Source organism: Singulisphaera sp. GP187 (genome assembly GCF_900129635.1).
GTDB lineage: Bacteria > Planctomycetota > Planctomycetia > Isosphaerales > Isosphaeraceae > Singulisphaera.
Window position 1 is genome coordinate 573,387 of record NZ_FSRB01000003.1, and the last position, 18,163, is coordinate 591,549.

Genomic DNA, 18,163 nt, shown 5'->3' on the forward strand with positions numbered 1-18,163 from the left:
CCTTGCGATTGACGGCCGACTTGATGACCATAAGAGTTGGAGAGGGCTGCGACCCTTTGAGCGGAGGTCTCCTGACCCCTTGGCGGGAAGGCGAGACGTCCGCTCTTCCCGGTCCCAAGGCCACGGTTGGCGCTGGCCGTCCGTCGTAGCCGGGCGTCTTCGAGACCCGCGCTGGGTCCCGGTCGCCATCGATGTCACTCAGCCTCGAGAAAGGGGCAGCCATGGCCCGACGATTGACCGCCCGCCCATCACCGGCCTGGGTGGGGGACTTGCCGGTCTTCGAACGGACGCTTGCCAATGGCTTCAAAGCCTTAGTCCTGCCGAGAACCCACGCCCCCGTCGTGGTCTGTGACCTTTACTACCCGGCCGGTTCGGTCGATGAGCCGGCCGGAAGGACCGGGCTGGCCCACTTCGTCGAACACATGCTGTTCAAGGGGACCGAGCGATTCCCCAAGGGGCAAATCGACCGGCTTGCGTTCGTGGCGGCCGGGCAATCGAACGCCGAGACCGGCGAGGATTGCACGCACTACTGGTTCGCCTTCCCGTCCGATCGGTGGGAGCTGGCCCTCGAGGTCGAGGCCGACCGGATGCGCGGGGCCACCTTCGACCCGCGCGAAGTCGAAGCCGAGCGCCACGTGATCGGCGAGGAACGGGCCCGCGACCTCGACTCACCGATGGGCCGGCTCGACCAGACCCATCTGGCGCTCACGTATCTCCGCCATCCTTATCGCAACCCGATCCTCGGCTGGCCCGACGACCTGGCGCGGATTGGCGTCGACGATCTCCGCGGCTTCTACCGCCAGCACTATCGCCCCGACGGCGCCGTGCTCGTGATCGTCGGCGATATCGATCCCGAGCGTGCGCTCGACCGGGTCTCAGCCCATTTCGAGCCGTTGCGGCCGGGCGTCGACCCACGGCTCCCACCGCCGCTCACCGAACCGCGTCAGATGGGCCGACGCGATTTCACGCTGGTTGACGCCGAGTCGGTGGCGCGTGGCCTGCTTGGCTGGCACAGCGTGCCGAGGGGGCATCCCGACGGCCCCGCGCTCAACGTCCTCTCCGACCTCTTGACCTGCGGGCGACGATCACGGCTCTGGAACGAGCTGGTCGAGCTCCGCAAGCTCGCCACCTGGGTCGAGACCGGCCAGGATGACGCGCGCTGGGCCGGGCAATTTCTCTTGCAGGTCGAGGCGGCCTCCGACGTGGAACCGGCGCGGATCGAGCATGCGATCGCCGAGTTGATCGCCGAGCTCGCCGAGGAAGGGCCAACTCCCGAGGAGTTGTCGCGGTCGCGGCATCGCCTGGAAGCCGCCTGGCGCTGGGAACAAGAAGACCTCGCAGGCCTGGCGGCCGGCCTGGGCAATGTTGGACTCTGGGACGACTGGCGGGCCTGGCAGGCCGAGCACCGCGCGGCCATGGCCGTCTCACCCGACGATATTCGTCGTGTCGCCTCCACTTACCTGGTCGACTCGAGCCTCACAAGCGGCTGGTCGATGCCCCGTTCGGGGCGGACGATGACCGTCCTGCTCCCCTCCGAGACCATTTCCGACGTGACCTGGACGGCGCCCCCGCCCAGCCCCGATCGGCCGATCTTGCTGACCATCCCCGACGGCAACTCGCGGCTGACCGACTACCGACCGCACCGGACCACACTCTCCAATGGCATGCGCTTGATCTACGAGCGCCGGCCTGAGACAGGAATCGTGGCGCTCGAGTTGTTCGTCGATGCCGGGTTACTCCGCGAGTCCAAGCCCGGCTTGGCCTACCTGACCGGACGACTGCTCGAAGAAGGGACAAAGACGAGGCCGGCCGAAACCCTCGCCGAGGCCATCGAAGATGTCGGGGGCACGTTCGACGTCGGCTCCACGGGCGTCTCGCTTCGGGTCCGCGCGGAAGATTTGCCCTTGGCGGTGGAAATTCTGGCGGACGTCGCCCTCCACCCGTCGTTCCCCGAAGAGGCGTTTCCCTGGGCGAAGCGACGAATCGCGGCCGAGTTGCAGGGCGACCGCGAGGATCCGGCGTTCCGCGCCGACCTGATCTTCCGCGGGCTCGTCTATGGCGACCATCCCTATGCCCGCGACCCGCGAGGCTCGAGCAGGGACATCGCCCGGCTCACCCACTCGGACGTCAAAGCGCATCACCGCAAGCACTTCGCGGCCGACAACGCGTTCCTGGTCGCGGCCGGCGACTTCGACCCCAAGAAGCTGACGAGCCTGGTGAAAACCCATTTCGACCGCTGGAAACCGCGCGGCGGAAGCCTCGAGGACTATCCGCGGCTGGTGCGATCGGCTCGGCCTCGAGTGCGCCGGGTTTCCCAACCGGGCGAACAGGTCCACATCGTCCTGGGTCACCTCGGCATTCCCCGCAACCATCCCGAGTTCGACGCCTTGGCGGTCCTCGACCATATCTTCGGCAGCGGACCGGGCTTCACCGACCGGTTGAGCCGGATCCTCCGCGACGAGTTGGGGCTGGCGTACTCGGTCGGCGGCGGCATCACCGAGTCGGCCGACGTGGTCCCCGGCCTCTTTCGCGTCTACGTGGGCACTATGCCCGACGAGGCCGACCGGGTCGTCGCCGCGATCGCCGAGCAGGTGCGTGCCATGCACGAGGGCGCCTTCTCGGACGACGAGGTCGACTGCGCCCGCCGCTACCTGGCCGGCTCCTGGGTGTTCGACTTCCAGACCGTCGAGCAACGCGCCGAACGCCTCCTGGAGTTGGAGCGTTGGGGCCTGCCGTTGGACGAGCCGATCCATTGGCCCGAACGGATCTCGCGCGTGAGCACGGCCAAGGTCCGCCGAGCCGCCCGGACCCACCTCGATCCGGCCGCCTTGATCCGCGTCGAGTTCGGGCCGGTCCGCCGCCGCCAGCGTCCGAACGTCGAATGTGCTTAGAAGTCAGTCAATCCCGATCGAGACGACTCCCTCCCGAGGGAGTGCGAACCTGTTTCCCCCCTGCTGTGGCGCGATCGGCTGTGGCGTCATCGTGTGTCCAACGATTCCCATAGGGTGGGCACGGCCCACCTCTTAACCTCATACTTGGCAAAGAGATAGAGATCATGGGCCGTGCCCACCCTACGGGATGAATCCAATCCTGACCGCCGATCCATCGCAAATCATTGATGAATTCATCACGGGTTCGGCGACGCTTGACCTGAGATCGACACTCCGCCCCCGGGAGGGAGACCGGCTCGACGACCTCGGTTTCATGGCGCTGGCGCCCCGAACGTGAGGGGACGAGTGAGCCCCCACCTGTCGATCCGTCTTTCAGCGAAACCGGTTATTTGCTATATGAAGCCCACGGTTCCCCCCACTCCTCACCGCGGCGACGACATCTTCGAAGCCATGGAAGGGAAATCCCACAAATCCACGGGTTCTTTCGACCGAGAGTTCTAGGTGAACAGATGCCGACCTGGCGAATGTGTCGAGTAGCGATCGCGCTCGGTTTCGTCCTGGTCGCGGGCCTTGGCCTGATTCTCGCGCGAGAGAAGGGGCAAGGAACCGCTGCGGTCCCGGCCCGGCGCGTAAAGGGGTCGCTTCCGCGGGTTCGGCCGGTCCCGGCCCCGCTCGTTTCGGAGTTGAAGTCAAGCGAGCCGCCTGTAACCGTCGTGGGGCAGGTAACTTACGCGTCGGACGTGGCGACGATTTTCCAAGAGAAGTGTCAGTCGTGCCATCGCCCCGGCCAGGTCGCTCCCTTCGCGTTGCGGACCTACGACGAGGCCAGGCGGTGGGCAAAACCGATCCGAGAAGCCGTCGAGAGCCGTCGGATGCCCCCCTGGCACGCCGACCCGAGGGTCGGCCACTTCCTGAACGATCGCAGCCTCTCACCTCGGGAACGAGCGACCTTACTCGCCTGGATCGATCAAGGAACCCCTCTGGGTGACCCCAAGGATCTCCCTCCCAAGAAAAAATTCTCCAACGGCTGGGCAATCGGCACGCCCGACCTGATCCTGACCATGGCCACGCCTTATGAGGTGGTCGCGGAGGGGGTCCTCTCTTACCAACGCTTCCAGGTTGAGACCGGCTTCACCGAAGATCATTGGATCCAGGCGGCGGAGGCGCGACCGGGCAACCGCGCCGTGGTCCACCACATCTGCGTCTTCCTGGCGGACGATCGGCCCAAGGGAGATCGAATGAGCGACGAGCTCCGTGAGTTGGTCTGCTACGCCCCCGGAGACCTCCCCTCGATCTTTCCGCCGGGGACCGCAAAACACCTCCCTGCGGGGGCGGTCCTTAATATCGAGGTCCACTACACGCCGATTGGCACCGTTCAGACCGATCAATCCTCCGTGGGGCTGGTCTTCGCCCGAAGCCCGATCCATCGACGTGCGTTCACCAAGGGGATCAGCCAGAAGCATTTCGCCCTGCCACCGGGCGCGGCCAATCACGCGGTTCGCTCCTCGTACCGCTTCGCCCATGACGCCCAACTGCTCAGCCTCATGCCTCATATGCACTTGCGTGGCAAAGATTTCCGCTACACGGCGACGTATCCCGACGGCCGCACCGAGCTGCTATTGTCGGTCCCTGCCTACGACTTCGGCTGGCAGAGTGTCTACCGCCTCGCCGAGCCCAAACCGATGCCGGCGGGAACCAAGATCGATTGTCTGGCCCACTTCGACAACTCGGAAGCGAACCCGGCCAATCCCGACCCGAAGCTCACGGTCCGGTGGGGCGAGCAAACCTTCGATGAGATGATGATTGGCTTTATCGACTTCGACGAGGAGCTCTCCCTTTCCGCGAACTCCGTCGCCGCGCAATCACGTCCTCGGAGATGAGCGTATTCGCTTCCCAGAGCCGGTCGCACCGGGCGGAGCCCAGCCCACCATCGATTTGGCCAGGGAGTCGTGTCCAATGAAACGCCCCCAAGTGCTCGGCCAGATCACGCTTGGCATCTTGCTGAGCCTCGCAGCCTTCGCCGCTCGCGTCGAAGCGAGCCCGTACATCACCCACCCGATCGGACCGGCCTCACGGACGTTCCTTTCGGTTCTTCATGAACGCTCGGCCGGCTCCCGACAAGCGCCGAGGCTCCCGCTTTCGTTTGACCCCGGCATCCGGGACGCCATCGAGGCAAGCCTGCCAACGTCCCCCTTCGGCGCGTCCGGGCCTCTTCCCCTCAACCAGTCGCCTGATGATCATGAGGCGGGAAGGATCGACGCTCCCCCAACGGCCCCCAAAAACCGCACGGTGCCCGAACCCGCCTCGATCGTCCTGGTTGTCACCGGATTGATTGGCCTGGCCGCGCGACGTCACCTGCTCCGCAATCGCCCTCTGGCCTGAGAGAATCGTCCTGGAATGCGTGTGACGCTTGCTTGATTTCCAGGCGGACGAAACTTCTCAGGTGGGCGCGGAGCGTACGCTTGTTATCTTCCGTTCGACACCGGCGGGTGAAACCGAAGACTGGGAGCGTACGTGCCTTGCTCTCCGTTTGACACCAGCGAATAAAACCAAAGACAGGGAGCTTACGCTCCCCGCTCGCCTTTAGGGCGAGCGAAACTTCCCAGGCGAAAGACTCTTAATTGTTCGGCATCTTTCCCCCCGCGGGCATGCCGATGGCCGACTTCTTCCAGCCCGGCAATTCGGCTTTGATCTGCTTTCGGAGGGGAGCGGCCAACTTCTTGTCGGCGTGAGACGTGTTGTCGTCGTAGCGTAACGCTTCCTCGGCCTCGTTCGCGGCGTCGCCATACATCCCGATCTCGGCGCTCGCCAGGGCCAGCTCGGCATGGAGGGTCGCGTTGCTCGGGTACAGTCGGGACGCGCGGCGGGTGGCCTCGACGATGTTCGCGCGATAGGTCGTGAGCTCGCCCGGTTTGAGTTTATCTCCGAGTTGATTAAGGAGTTGTCGGGTCACCTTGGCCCGTTCGCGGTGCAAGGTCCAGGAATTCGGGTTCCGCGGGGGTGAGACCGCTTCGACCATCGAAGCGGGGATCGTCTTCCAGCGCGCGTCCTCCGGTTTGGCTCCGCGCGACTCCCACTCTTGATACTTCTCGAAGGCCAGGCCCAGCCACGGTCGGGCGCTGTATTTGTCGAAGGCATAGGCCTCTTTGTAGGCTGCCTCGGCCACTTCAAACTTGGGAGGAGTGGCGCGAAGCGCGGCGTCGGCCGCGGCGATCGCGGCCTCGGACCGCCAGAACGGACCAATGGCCCCGACAAACGTGCCGAGCAAGGCCGCCCAGACCAGGGCGAGGCCAAACCCAAGGAACCGGCCTCCTGATTCTCGGAGCCGACCGCAGGGCCGGTCCTCGCGCAGGTTCAAACCGAGCGCGATCAGGGACCAGAGCATCAGCGCCACCCCCGCGATCCCGATTCCACCCGCCGCCAGCAGATTGATGGCGATCGCCAACGCACCCGCCCCGAACCCGACTGCGGAGATCGACACCCGCCGCCAGACTTGCATCCCGAACAAGACCGCCCAGACCCATGCCAAACCGATGATCAACCAGCGGTTGGGCATGTCGCCCTCGAACGGGTTGAGCGTCCCCAGGATCGACGCCAGGATCCAACCTCCCCCCGCACACACGAGCAGCCAGTTCGTTTTCCTCGGCGGATCGCTCGACCATTCCTGAGCGGACCGCGGCTTCGAAACCTCCAATGGCAAGTCCGTCGGTGCCGGGGCAGGACGGAGCAAGTTCCAAAACGCCAGGGCCAGCCCGGTCACGAGCGCGACCATCGCCAAAGCGCCCGCGGTCGACCAGACCTCGAGCACGAGGTTATGCGGGTCGAAAATCTCTTCGCTGGCTTCAGGCAGCTTGTGCCGGAGGTACGGAGCCGTGAAATTGCCCGGCCCACGCCCTCCCCAGAAGACCTCTTTGCGTTCGGTGATGACCCGCCAGGCGCCGACCCAGTATTCCCAACGATAGCGAAGCGACATCGGCGACTGGGTCAGAACCTGGCGATCGAGCTTACCGGTCGCCAGCCCCGCCGAGACAAGACCGCCGATCACGACGAGGCCACCCAACGCAACGAGGAGCAAGGTCTTCTTCGACGCGCTCCGCCATTCACACCAGGCCAGGGCGAGCAGGCCGACCGCGAAGCCAATGTAAGAGCTGCGGCTCTTGGTCAGGATCAGGCAGACGAGGATCGCCAGGGCCGGGAGAATCGCCAGCACCAGGCTTGCCAAACGCGACCCGCGCCCGTCGCGACGGATCAGGTTTTCCCAGCCGACCGCGACCATCAAAACGAGTGGGCCGACCAGAAAACCAGCCAGTGAGTTGGCCAGCGCAAACGTCGACATTGTCTCGGTCGAGTTCAGCCGATCCTCAAACATTTTGGCCGCGGTAGAGTCAGGAGCGTATCCCATCTGCTTGAGAACTTCGAGACGATGTGCGTTGAAGAACGCTCGGGTCTGAGGCATCTCCACCCCGGCGTGGTAGAGCCCAAAGACGGCGACCGAGACGGCGGTCGCCATCAGCGCTCCCGCCACGACGACCGACTCCGTGCGCGTCCTCGGCAAATTCCGCACCAACAGATAGGCCAGACCGACCGCGCCCCAATCCCAGGCAAGGTTGATCGCCAGGCGCCGGTCGTACGCCTGCCCCGCGCTCATGCCGACCAGCGTGATCAGGGCGATCACCGCGGCATCGGTCCACGACCAGCGAATCCGCACGACCCCGCCGATCAATCCCGAGGCGACGGCGAGCCCCGCCACGAGCAAGACCGCCAGGTCCCAGTAGAGGCCGGCCCCCCCTTCGGCCTTGGGGTCGACCTCGCTCGGCCAGTAGGCACGCGCCGTCAACAACGCCACGGTCAGGCCGAGGGCCACCCGGCGGAGACGTTCGCCCAGCCAGGCCGCCAGTTCGGCGTCGGACTCATCCGCCATGAATTCCGGCCCCTTCCGATCCAACCTGGGGTTCGGAAGTTCGGTTGGCCGCGGGCTTCTCCTGGCCATGATTGGACTCACTCCGATCAGATCGGGTTGCGGAAACTTCGAGGATCGCGACCACCCCGAGCAGGCAGCACGTCTGGGCAAGAACGACGCACGCCCCAACGGCGTCGAGCTGATGGAGCAAGAGCGCTCCTAGCCCCCCCGCCAGTGTCACTAGATCAATCGTCCGAACCGCCTGCGGCGGCGTCAAGCCGCGCTCGACCAGTCGGTGCGAAAAATGCCTGCGGTCTCCAATAAAAGGGCTCCGCCCTTCGCGGAGCCGGATGATGATGACCGACACGGTATCGTAAAGCGGAACCGCCATCACCAGGAGGGGAGCCAACACATTAAAAGACGATGATTTGGCGTCGTACCGGAAATAGGTCCCCGCAATCGTCAACGCCCCGAGCATAAACCCCAGGAAGTTGCTTCCCGCGTCGCCCATGAACAGCCGCGCGGGGTAGCGGTTGTGGACCAAGAACCCGGCCAGCGCTCCGACAAGCACCAAGAGCACCGCGGGCGCGAACAGACTCCCCACCGCGACTTGCGCCCCGACGAATAGCAAGGCCGCGATCAGGCCGACGCCCCCCGCCAGGCCGTCCATGTTGTCGAGCAGGTTGAACGCATTGGTCAGCCCGACCACCCAGAGAATCGACACGGCGCCCCCCAGAACCGGGGAGTTGAGGGGCCCAAAAAGCGTCACCCGAACCCCACCGAACCAAACGAGCAACGTCGCCAGGCCGACCTGAACGCCCAGGCGGAGCCGCCAGCCAAGCGTGATCCGGTCATCGACGAGTCCCATGAACATCACAAGGGTCGCCAGCCCCACGATCGTGCCTAGCTCCCCAGCGCGTTCCCAGACCCCTCCCACATGCTTCGCCAGTTCGACCGGGAGCGCCCCGCGGCCAAAACCGGCCACGAGGGCGCCCAGCGCGAGAACAACCACCGTGGCCAGCCAGATCGCCAGGCCCCCACCAAGGGGCGTCGGCATCTTGTGCCCCTTGTGTCCGGCCCCGGCCGGAACGTCGATCAGTCCCAGGCGTGGCGCCCACTGGCGCACCAACGCGCAAAACCAGGCACTGAGTGCGAACGCCAGCAAGACCAGGCTCAGCCCCGCACTTGCAACGACCCACGCGTCCCGCGAAACCATGAACTGCTCCCGGAGCATCGACTCGCCAACGGAGAAATCCCAGTGACCCTCGAGCCATCACCCTGCTCTTGGGTCACGACGAGACGGAACAACGCTCCGGGAACATCCTGGCCCGAACTCGATCAGACACGGGAATCCAAGGCCGACATGACCCCCACGCAACGCTCGCACAAGCTCGGATGCGCGGCCGACTGACCGACCGTCGGGCGAAGGTTCCAGCAGCGTTCGCACTTGCCCGCCGGCGACTTCGACGCCCGGATCACCAGTCGATGCTCAAGATCCACCAGGTGAGTTTCATCCTCGGCCCAGCCGCGCTCGCCCTGGACGTTCTCGATCTTCTCTACCCGAACGACGGCGAGCTCCGCGACGATACAGACCGAGGTCAGCAGGTCGAGGTGACGCGTGAGGAACTCGGCCGTTTCGGACGAGTCGGTATAGAGCTCGACCGACGCCTCCTGGTTACTCCCGATCTTCTTGCTCTTGCGCAGCGACTCGGTCTCCCGCAAGATCAGGGCGCGATAGACGAGCAAGTCCTTCCACGGGATCGTCGACTCGGCCGCCGTGCTCGTGCTCGACTCGGCTTCGGGCCAAGCGGCGAGGTGGACGCTCGGGACCTTGTCCGGCGAACTCGGGAGCAGCTCCCACAACTCTTCCGCGGTATGCGGGATCAAGGGGGCGAGCAATCGCGTCAAGACGTCGTGCAGCCTCGCCAGGACGAACTGCGCGGCCCTGCGATCGGGCCCTTGGGGAAGCTCGGCGTAGAGCCGATCCTTGAGCACGTCGAGGTAGAAGCTCGAGAGCTCGACCGAGCAGAACTGGTAGATCCGCTGAAAGACCCGGTAGAACTCGAACCGCTCGAAGGCCCCTTTGACGTCCGCCGCAACCTCGTCGAGCTGGCGCAACGCCCAGCGATCGATCTCGTGGAGCGACTCGAGGGGCACGCTCGCCGGGTCGAACGACGCGTAGTCTTCCAGGTTGCCCAGCAAGTAGCGGAACGTGTTGCGGATCTTGCGGTAGGCCTCCGACATCTCCTTGATGCCTTTTTCACTCATCCGGATGTCGTCGGCGTAGTCCATGCTCGCGACGTAGAGCCGCAGGACGTCGGCGCCGTACTGTTCGGTCGCCTTGACGGCCGAGACGGCGTTGCCGCCCGACTTGGCCATTTTCTGGCCCTTCTCATCGACGACGAACCCGTGAGTCAAGACCGTCTGGAAGGGAGCGAGGCCGGTCGTGCCCACGGCGGTCAGGATCGACGACTGGAACCAGCCGCGATGCTGGTCCGAGCCTTCGAGGTACATGTACGCCGGGTAGCCGAGCTCAAAGCCCCCCGCGAGCACCCCGCGGTGACTCGCCCCCGACTCGAACCAGACGTCGAGGATGTCCCCTTCCTTGCGGAAATCGGTGCCCCCGCACTTCGAGCACGTGAGACCCGGCGGCAAGATCTCCTCGACCGGCTTGGTGTACCAGGCGTCGGCCCCTTCGGTGCGGAAGAGGTCGCGGAAGTGCCGGACCGTCTCGGCCGTGAGAACTTGCGTTTCGCAGCCATTGCACCCAAGGGCCGGGATCGGAACCCCCCACGAGCGCTGACGGCTGATGCACCAGTCGGGGCGCAGTGAGACCATCGCGTCGATCCGCGACTTGCCCCAGCCCGGCAGCCAGCGCACCGAGTCGATCTCCTTGAGCGTCCGGCCGCGCAGGTCGTTGCGGTCGACGCCGATGAACCACTGCTCGGTGGCGCGGAAGATCACCGGCTTCTTGCACCGCCAGCAATGCGGGTAGCTATGTACGAACGAGAGTTCGTGATAAAGGTGCCCCCCGGCGCGCAGCGTGCTGATGATTTCTGGATTCGCCTTGAAAACTCCTTTGCCCACCAGTGAGGCAGGGGCCTCGTCGGTGAATCGACCCGAGGCATCGACGGGGCTCAAGGTCGGGAGCTGATAGGCGCGTCCGGTCTGGTAGTCTTCGGTGCCGTGCCCGGGCGCGGTGTGGACCAACCCGGTGCCGTCCTCGACGGTCACGTATTGGGCGAGGACGATCGGGCTGGTCCGCTCGATGAACGGGTGGCGGTACTGGGCGTGCTCGAGGACCTTGCCTCGGCACCGCCCCAACTCCGTGACCTCGGTCAGGCCCCGAAGCGCCATGACCTTGGCCAGCAGGTCGGCGGCAACGATCGTCTGGACAGGCTGGCCCAACTCCGGATCGACGTAGCGAACTCCGACGTAGGTCAGGTCGGGGTGGGCGGCGATCGCCACGTTGGCGGGCAAGGTCCACGGGGTGGTCGTCCAGACCATGGCATGCCAGGGGCCCGGTCCCCACGCTTCGGGCACCCCGGAAACGATCGGGAAATTGACGTAGATGCTCGGCGAGGTCTCGTCGCGATATTCGAGTTCCGCCTCCGCCAGCGCGGTGCGGTCGTTCGTGCACCAGTGGATCGGCTTGAGCTGGCGGAAGACGTATCCCCCCGCGAGCAGGTCGGCCAGCACGTCGAGGATCCCGGCCTCGTACCGGCGGTCGAGGGTCAGGTAGGGGTTCTCCCAATCGCCCGAGACGCCGAGCCGGCGAAACTGGTCGCGCTGGAGGTCGACCCACTTGAGCGCATCGGCCTGGCAGAGGGCCCGGATTTCCGCGAGGCTCATCGTGGCCGCCTTGGAGCCGAGGTCTTTGACGACCTTGTGCTCGATCGGCAAGCCATGACAGTCCCACCCCGGGACATACGGGCTGTCGAACCCCTGCATCGTCAGGGACCGGACGACGATATCCTTGAGCACCTTATTGAGCAGGTGCCCCATGTGGATTTCGCCGTTGGCGTAGGGGGGTCCGTCATGGAGGACCTTCCGCTCGGATCCGGCACGGGCCTTGCGAATCTGGCCGTAGAGGTCGGCCTCGCGCCAGCGCTGCTGGATCTGGGGCTCGCGAACGGTCAGGTTCGCTTTCATCTCGAACCGGGTGACCGGGAGATTCAGCGTTTCTTTATACGGCTTGCTGTTTTCTGACATGGCAAAAATTTCAGAGGAAAGGCCGGCTGTCTCACGGCTGGTGACGAATAGCTCGTGGGAAAATTGGGGCGGTGGCGATTCGGGAGGGAGCCGCGCTGGCCAAAACGGCCCGGCGGGCTCGATCCGAATTCGAGGGCGATCCGTTAGTTCAACTGTTCCAGGACGCGTCTGACGATGGTCCTGAGCTTCCCCTCGGCCTCCTGGGCAACCGCGATAATCTCTTCGAGGCTGACCGGAACGAGGGCGTCAGGCAAGCAGAGGTCGGTGACGATCGAGAAACCAAGAACCCGCATGCCCGCGTGAACCGCCACCAGGACCTCGGGCACCGTGGACATACCCACCACGTCGGCGCCGATGCCCCTGAGGTAGCGATATTCCGCGCGTGTCTCGAGGTTCGGACCGGTGACCGCCACGTAGACACCGCGATGGGCCACAATGTTCTCTTCCAACGCGGCCCGAAGCGCCAGTTTTTGCAAGCCCTGATCGTAGGGTTCGATGAGGTCGGGAAATCGGACGCCGAGCCTCGAGTCGTTGGGCCCGATCAGTGGGTTCACGCCCAAGAGGTTGATATGGTCGTCGATGACCATCAGATCCCCCTTGGCGTGCATCGGGTTGAGCCCGCCCCCGGCGTTCGAGACGACGAGGTAGCGGCACCCGAGCTCCTTCATCACCCGGATCGGAAACGTGACCTGGGCCGCCGTGTACCCTTCATAGAGGTGGAATCGCCCCTCCATGGCCACGACCGACTGGCCGGCGAGCGTGCCGCAGACGAGCTGTCCCTTGTGACTTTCGACCGTGGAGCGGGGAAAGTGGGGAATCTCGGGGTAGGGGATGGTGGCCTCGGCATCGATCTCACCGGCCAAGGCCCCGAGACCCGTTCCCAGGACAATGCCCACAAGAGGCGTGCCCGACCATCGCGTTCGGACGGCCTGCGTGGCTTCCTGAACGTGTTCCCATTCGTGGTGCGTCATGATGGATGGCGATCGCGAGCGTCGGCGGGATCGGCAGGTTCGACGGAGGCCGAGAGACGCCGACCCGAGTCGTCCCCAACCCGACGACTACTCCCCGGAGGTCGACGCTGAGCCGGACGTCAGTCAGCCGACGTCGCGTCTCGACTCGTCCCGCCTCAAACGGGGAAAGATCGCCATCCCTAAGGGCTCAGTACCGGCGGAGCAACCGGGCGAAACGAGGGTCGCGGCGAAGGGACTTCAAGTCCGGGTCGCGGCGCACGTGATCGATGTGGCGATAGCCAAGGTCCAGAGCCCGCTGGAGTGCGGCGAACGCCGGGTCGGTAATGCCGAGCACCGCGTAGCTGCAAGCCAGGTTGTACCAAGGAATCGAACGCTCGGGCATCAGTCGCACCAGGCGGCGGTCGATCTGAAGCGCCCGGGTGTATAAACCCTTGGCGGCCAGGTTATTGGCATGGACCCGAAGCGCATCGGCGAAGAACGGATCGCGATCGAGAACGCGACCGAGAAATTCAATTTCGAAGTCGAGCTGGCTCTGCTCGCGGAGCCGCCGAGTCGTGGTCTCGGGTGCCGGGCCCTCAGAGGAGGGTTCGCTCGGTCGATCCTGGTGTGCGGCCATCGCAGAGATGCTCCCTTCCCGGTCCCGAACGTTGCGTCCTCAAATAAATCGCTCAACCGGGGCCTGGTCGCAAGCGCCTCGGATTCCGCCGGTGACATTGACTCAAGGATAGCCGGAACCAGGTGCAGTCAACAAGGAGAAGTTCGGCGAAATCACCGGGGAGGGCGGAGCGGAGCCGATTCGAGGCGGGCGTTTCGAGTCACAGCCCCGGGGTAAGTCCGCATGGAAGAAGAGGGCGGACGTGAAATTCACGCCCGCCCCACTCGTCGAAGCTGACCCCAAACTAGAGTGCGGAGTGTTCCGAGCGTGCCGACTCAGATGTCCTCAAGGTCATCTTCCTCGGCATCGTCGAGGTCCTCGTCCTCATCATCGTCGAGGTCATCATCCTCATCTTCGACGTCGATATCGTCGATCTCGCCATCGATCTCATCATCAATATCATCGTCGAGGTCGTCATCCTCGTCGTCGAAATCGTCGTCGAGGTCATCATCCTCGTCGTCGAAGTCGTCGTCGATTTCGTCGTCCTCGTCCTCGGCTTCCTCGTCGTCAAATTCTTCTTCGTCGCCGGGGTGCCGGGCAGTCGGAGACGAAGCGAAACGGTCGGTCCATTTCGCTTCGCCCATCATTGGTTCTTCGAGTTCCGCGAGCATAACCAGACGGTCCCACATGAGGTCAGTCCTCAGGCCTAAAGTTCTACGGGGTAATCCCCGACACCGCGTGATATCAAAAAAAGGGAATGGCCGACTCGCCCGTTCGAGGCCCGAAAGCCAAGGTTAAGGGCGGAGCCATCCACATCGTCGCGGCGAAACGCCATTGTCAAACGAACAATCCAGAGTCAGGGCAAGGCTCCCTCAGGGGAGAGAAACCTCGAAGCCCACGGCTCACGCAAGTCGAACCGCCTGTCCAGTCGCGGCCGAACGGGCGATCGCTTCGAGGAGTCGAACCGTGTCCAAAGCCGCGTCGGCCGGACAGCAGAGTGGCGTGCCGCTCACGACGGCCGCCACGAAATTTCCATCAATGCTCTCGGTCGCTTCGACGAGCGGAACGGCCTGCGCCGGCGCATCGCCAAGTTCCTCGAGCAAGCTCGTCTCGGTCGCCCGGAGTTTCCCCCGTTCGCCGAAGAAATTGATTTCAAAGAGTTGGCCCGGTGAAACACCCGCCACGGCCAAAGTCACCGGAGTTCCGTCCCCCAGGCGAATGGCGGCCGCGGTCACCAGGTCGAGTCCCGACTCAAGCCGGTTCTGAACAGCGGCAACATCGGTCGCCACCTGCCCCGTGCTCCAGAGAAGTGCGTCGATTAGGTGATCTCCGGCATCGGCCAGAACGCCACCGCCGGAAACTTTGGGGTCGAACCTCCAAGAATTCTCCGCCCCCACGTGCGTGGCCAGCCAGTTCTGAGCCAAAGTCGCCGTGACCAGGCGAAGCGGTCCGATCGCCCCTGCGCTCAGGCGTCGACGTGCTTCGACCAGACTGGGGAGCAGGCGATACTGATGCCCAACCCCCACTTTCCGATTCCGTCCCCGGGCCAGCCCGACAATATCGGCGGCTTCCTGGACGTTGGTAGAGAGTGGCTTCTCAATGAACAGGTGGCAGTCCGCCTGGAGCGCATCCATCGCCGGGCGATAGTGTGCCAGGTGGGGCGTGAAAATCGCCAGCGCCGTTGGAGTCGCCTGCTTGAGCAACTCGCGATGATCGGCGAAAGCGACCGCGGGCGGCCCTGACTCTGGGATGGGAACGAGCGCGACCAGGGCGTTGGCGGCGTTAAGGTCGGGATCGGCACACCCAACCACCTGCACCCCGTCGAGGGCGAGCAGTCGGCCGAGGTGAACGCGAGCCGCAAGGCCGCATCCCACGATCCCAATCCTGAGCGCTGAACTTGCCATTCCACCCCACCCCCGCGTCTGACCTCTTGGCCCCATGGCCAATGGGTTCAAAAACCACGCGGCCCCATCCCATCAATCTACCTATCCCGCGTCAAGAGATTATCGCACCCGGTCAAGACCTAATCCCGGAATTCTGGAGAAGGTTGCGAGAACCTGGCCGATCCCAAGAACGTACGTGCAATCCTCCCTGGACCACGTACCGTCGTCACCCGTGATGGGGGTAATGTACCATGCTCCCGACCAAGTCAAGGTGATTTCCCAAAACCCCGATCAGTTCGTGTCCAGGAGGCTCCCTACTCCGAAGTCGACTCCACGGCCTTGCCGCCAAAATCTCTCGGTTTCGTCCGGCTCACCTTGACGAAGGAAATCGCGATCTTTATATTGGGTTTCTCGCTAGACGGTGGGTGTGGCCTAGCGGTTAAGGCGCCAGATTGTGGATCTGGATATCGCGGGTTCGAATCCCGTCATCCACCCTGTCTCTAAAATCCTCGCCGAACACGACTTAGTGTTCCTGCCGGCGGTCGGCAGTGCAACCCGGACGTCCCCAAAAAAGTCGTACTGAGACGATTTTCGTACTCGGAACCACTTGGCGGGCGGCTAGGGTTTCACTAATGATCGCCTTCAACCTTCCCCACGCCCAATCCCCATTTCCAACTCTCGCCATTACAAGACCAAGGGATTCGCCATCGTCCGGCTGGGCGGCCACGATATCGACCTGGGGAAGTCGTAACTCTTGGTCACCGTGCCTGTGCCCCACGCCTTTGAGCGATCCAATGGGGTTTCGCTTCCGGCCTTTCGGAACGGGACGTAAATCACTTCTCGATTTCAGAACGGCTCACGGATGTGCCAACGTAGGCGGGGGCTCGCCCCAGCTGACTTTCGTGGGATGAACATCGGTTTACCCTCGAGTCGCACACGTCCTTGTCGCTGGGGCCTCCGACACCGGGTGAAGGCCAACTGACCAGGGTCATAGACCCCAGCGACACAGAACGCTCAGAACAGGAGGTTCGGTCTCGTCCGGATCCTTGGCTTGCCCCGAAACATCAGGGAGTGGGCTTGCGTTCGGTATCGCTCGGCGTGTCCTTTGCTGCCTCGCGCAGCAGGCCGAGCGCGGTTTCGACGAGCAGCTCGCCTGCGCCCGGTTGCAGGCTGGAGTTCGTGACCTCGTAGCTCCCGCCCACGCAGGCCGCGCGGTGCGGGACGTAGATGGTCTCGACGGAATTCGCGAGTTCGATGACCAATGTTGTGTTAAAGGGCGAGGCTTGCTTGATGGCCAATCCCAGTTCGACGAAGATCTCGCCGGGGAGGCAGACGATCGCGACATCGCGGCCGAGCGTCATGACGGTGACATCCACCGGCAGTGTCTCGCCAATGCCGGCCAGGGAGCGGCTGAGGCCCCATGTGATGTGCTCCGCCGTAACCGCGTGCGGCTCGCGGTGCCGAAATTGGTCGAGGATCAGCTTCTTATAGGCCGTGACGTGCTCGAAGAAGTCGACTTCTTCTCGGCGATTGGCCGCCGCGAGGGTCTTGATCGCCTGGGCGACCTCCTCCTTGGTCGCGTCTTGCAACGGCAAACGGACGACTCGCGATTTTACGACCAGGTCCGCCCGTTCGATTCGCTTCAATTGGGTCAGTTGCTTGTGAATCGATTCGCCGATCGAGTTGCCGATAAAGTCGGCCTTGTTGCGGTCCTTGCTGCGCGGATTGACGTGATTGATGTCGCCGCAACAACCCGTGCCGAAGATCGAGATCACCTCCGAACCAAACGCCTTGCGCAGCGTCTGTTCGATGAAGAACGGATAGTCCGCGCTCCACTTCATCCCGCCGACGGTATCAAGGTGCAGCGCGAAGTTGCTGAGGATGCCAAGCGGTTTGCCGTCCTCGTCACGAACCGTCAGTAGAGCGATCTCCGGATCGATCGGTCCCGCTGCGCGGACGACGTTGGGATTGTCGTAACTCTGCCACGTTTTCACGCTGCCGTCGCGCATGACCGAGCGGCGATTGAACGACACGGGTATCGTCTGCGTCGCCGAGCCGAACTCCAACTCGGCGGGCTTGGCGGCGGCATGCGCTCTGACGATCGCCTCGACGGGACTATTAATAAGTTTGTCGATATATTCAGCTCGTATCGCGTCTTGTCTTTCGCCTCCGAGCTTCAAGTAAAGTGCTTTCATGTAATCGGGTGCGGTGTGCGAGTGCGTTGCTGAAATCACGATGTGCGAGGCCGGGATGCCGGTCTTCTCGGACGCTCGTTGGCGAATCGCACGCGACAGGTCCGTCGCGATCCCGATCAAATCGCACACGACGAGCGCGGATTCCGCGTGCGCATCGCGAAACACGATCGCCTTTGCCTTGAGCGGATCGATCGTGCCGTCGGACAGTCGCTCATGATAGTATCCCGCCATGGGAAACCCGACCGGCGGCGTGATGTCGGACTCGGCCACGCCCACTCGTAAGGAGTCGGCCGCGTTTGCCGTCGTCATCGTTCCGACGAAATCCACAAGGAGGAGTCCCGCAACGAGAACAACGGAAGGGTGCATCCGGCTTTTCATAAGGCTCTTTTCCTGAGATTCCTACGGATTCCGAGGGGGGGGTTCCAGGGCCATCAGTCGACGAGGGTTGTGTTACACAATGCTCGTTGGCCAGGCCCACATCGTACGGCCAACGCCAGCAACTCGCTACCAGATCGA

11 protein-coding genes and 1 tRNA gene are annotated in these 18,163 nt (G+C 64.0%); 4 read left to right on the forward strand and 8 right to left on the reverse strand.

Annotated elements, in window-relative coordinates:
- Positions 1-221 precede the first annotated feature (221 nt).
- From BUS42_RS38340 to BUS42_RS38350, 3 genes are all read left to right on the forward strand, one after another.
- Positions 222-2,891: a M16 family metallopeptidase gene (locus BUS42_RS38340; RefSeq protein ID WP_074316612.1), complete on the forward strand. Its 2,670-nt coding sequence runs from the start codon at positions 222-224 to the stop codon at positions 2,889-2,891.
- A 524-nt stretch (positions 2,892-3,415) separates the two neighbouring features.
- Complete coding sequence (locus tag BUS42_RS38345; RefSeq protein ID WP_254054080.1) at positions 3,416-4,771, forward strand: c-type cytochrome; 1,356 nt, start codon at positions 3,416-3,418, stop codon at positions 4,769-4,771.
- Positions 4,772-4,847: 76 nt separating this feature from the next.
- Complete coding sequence (locus tag BUS42_RS38350; protein WP_074316617.1) at positions 4,848-5,273, forward strand: PEP-CTERM sorting domain-containing protein; 426 nt, start codon at positions 4,848-4,850, stop codon at positions 5,271-5,273.
- Positions 5,274-5,508: 235 nt separating this feature from the next.
- Here BUS42_RS38350 and BUS42_RS38355 read toward each other — a convergent pair whose 3' ends face one another.
- From BUS42_RS38355 to BUS42_RS38385, 7 genes are all read right to left on the reverse strand, one after another.
- On the reverse strand, positions 5,509-7,812 hold the full coding sequence (locus BUS42_RS38355) for an O-antigen ligase family protein (RefSeq protein ID WP_254054081.1): 2,304 nt from the start codon (positions 7,810-7,812) through the stop codon (positions 5,509-5,511).
- Positions 7,802-9,007 (reverse strand): MraY family glycosyltransferase, encoded by a 1,206-nt coding sequence (locus BUS42_RS38360; RefSeq protein WP_254054082.1) that lies wholly within the window; start codon positions 9,005-9,007, stop codon positions 7,802-7,804. Before BUS42_RS38360 ends, BUS42_RS38355 begins: the two co-directional genes overlap by 11 nt.
- 122 nt (positions 9,008-9,129) lie before the next feature.
- A complete protein-coding gene (gene ileS / locus BUS42_RS38365; protein WP_074316621.1) occupies positions 9,130-12,003 on the reverse strand; it encodes an isoleucine--tRNA ligase in 2,874 nt (957 codons plus the stop codon).
- Between the two features lie 143 nt (positions 12,004-12,146).
- The gene (locus BUS42_RS38370; RefSeq protein WP_074316623.1) at positions 12,147-12,974 is read right to left on the reverse strand and encodes a purine-nucleoside phosphorylase; all 828 of its coding nucleotides are present in this window, start codon (positions 12,972-12,974) and stop codon (positions 12,147-12,149) included.
- Positions 12,975-13,161: 187 nt separating this feature from the next.
- Positions 13,162-13,590, reverse strand: coding sequence for a TPR end-of-group domain-containing protein (locus BUS42_RS38375; protein ID WP_074316625.1), 429 nt, complete (start codon positions 13,588-13,590; stop codon positions 13,162-13,164).
- A gap of 314 nt (positions 13,591-13,904) precedes the next feature.
- A complete protein-coding gene (locus tag BUS42_RS38380) occupies positions 13,905-14,258 on the reverse strand; it encodes a hypothetical protein (RefSeq protein WP_074316628.1) in 354 nt (117 codons plus the stop codon).
- A 213-nt stretch (positions 14,259-14,471) separates the two neighbouring features.
- Positions 14,472-15,509 (reverse strand): Gfo/Idh/MocA family protein, encoded by a 1,038-nt coding sequence (locus BUS42_RS38385; RefSeq protein WP_315850758.1) that lies wholly within the window; start codon positions 15,507-15,509, stop codon positions 14,472-14,474.
- 364 nt (positions 15,510-15,873) lie between these two features.
- Here BUS42_RS38385 and BUS42_RS38390 point away from each other — a divergent pair.
- Positions 15,874-15,946, forward strand: a tRNA-His gene (locus BUS42_RS38390).
- 570 nt (positions 15,947-16,516) lie between these two features.
- Here the strand turns inward: BUS42_RS38390 and BUS42_RS38395 are convergent.
- Complete coding sequence (locus BUS42_RS38395) at positions 16,517-17,956, reverse strand: neutral/alkaline non-lysosomal ceramidase N-terminal domain-containing protein (RefSeq protein ID WP_216821129.1); 1,440 nt, start codon at positions 17,954-17,956, stop codon at positions 16,517-16,519.
- Positions 17,957-18,163: the final 207 nt, after the last annotated feature.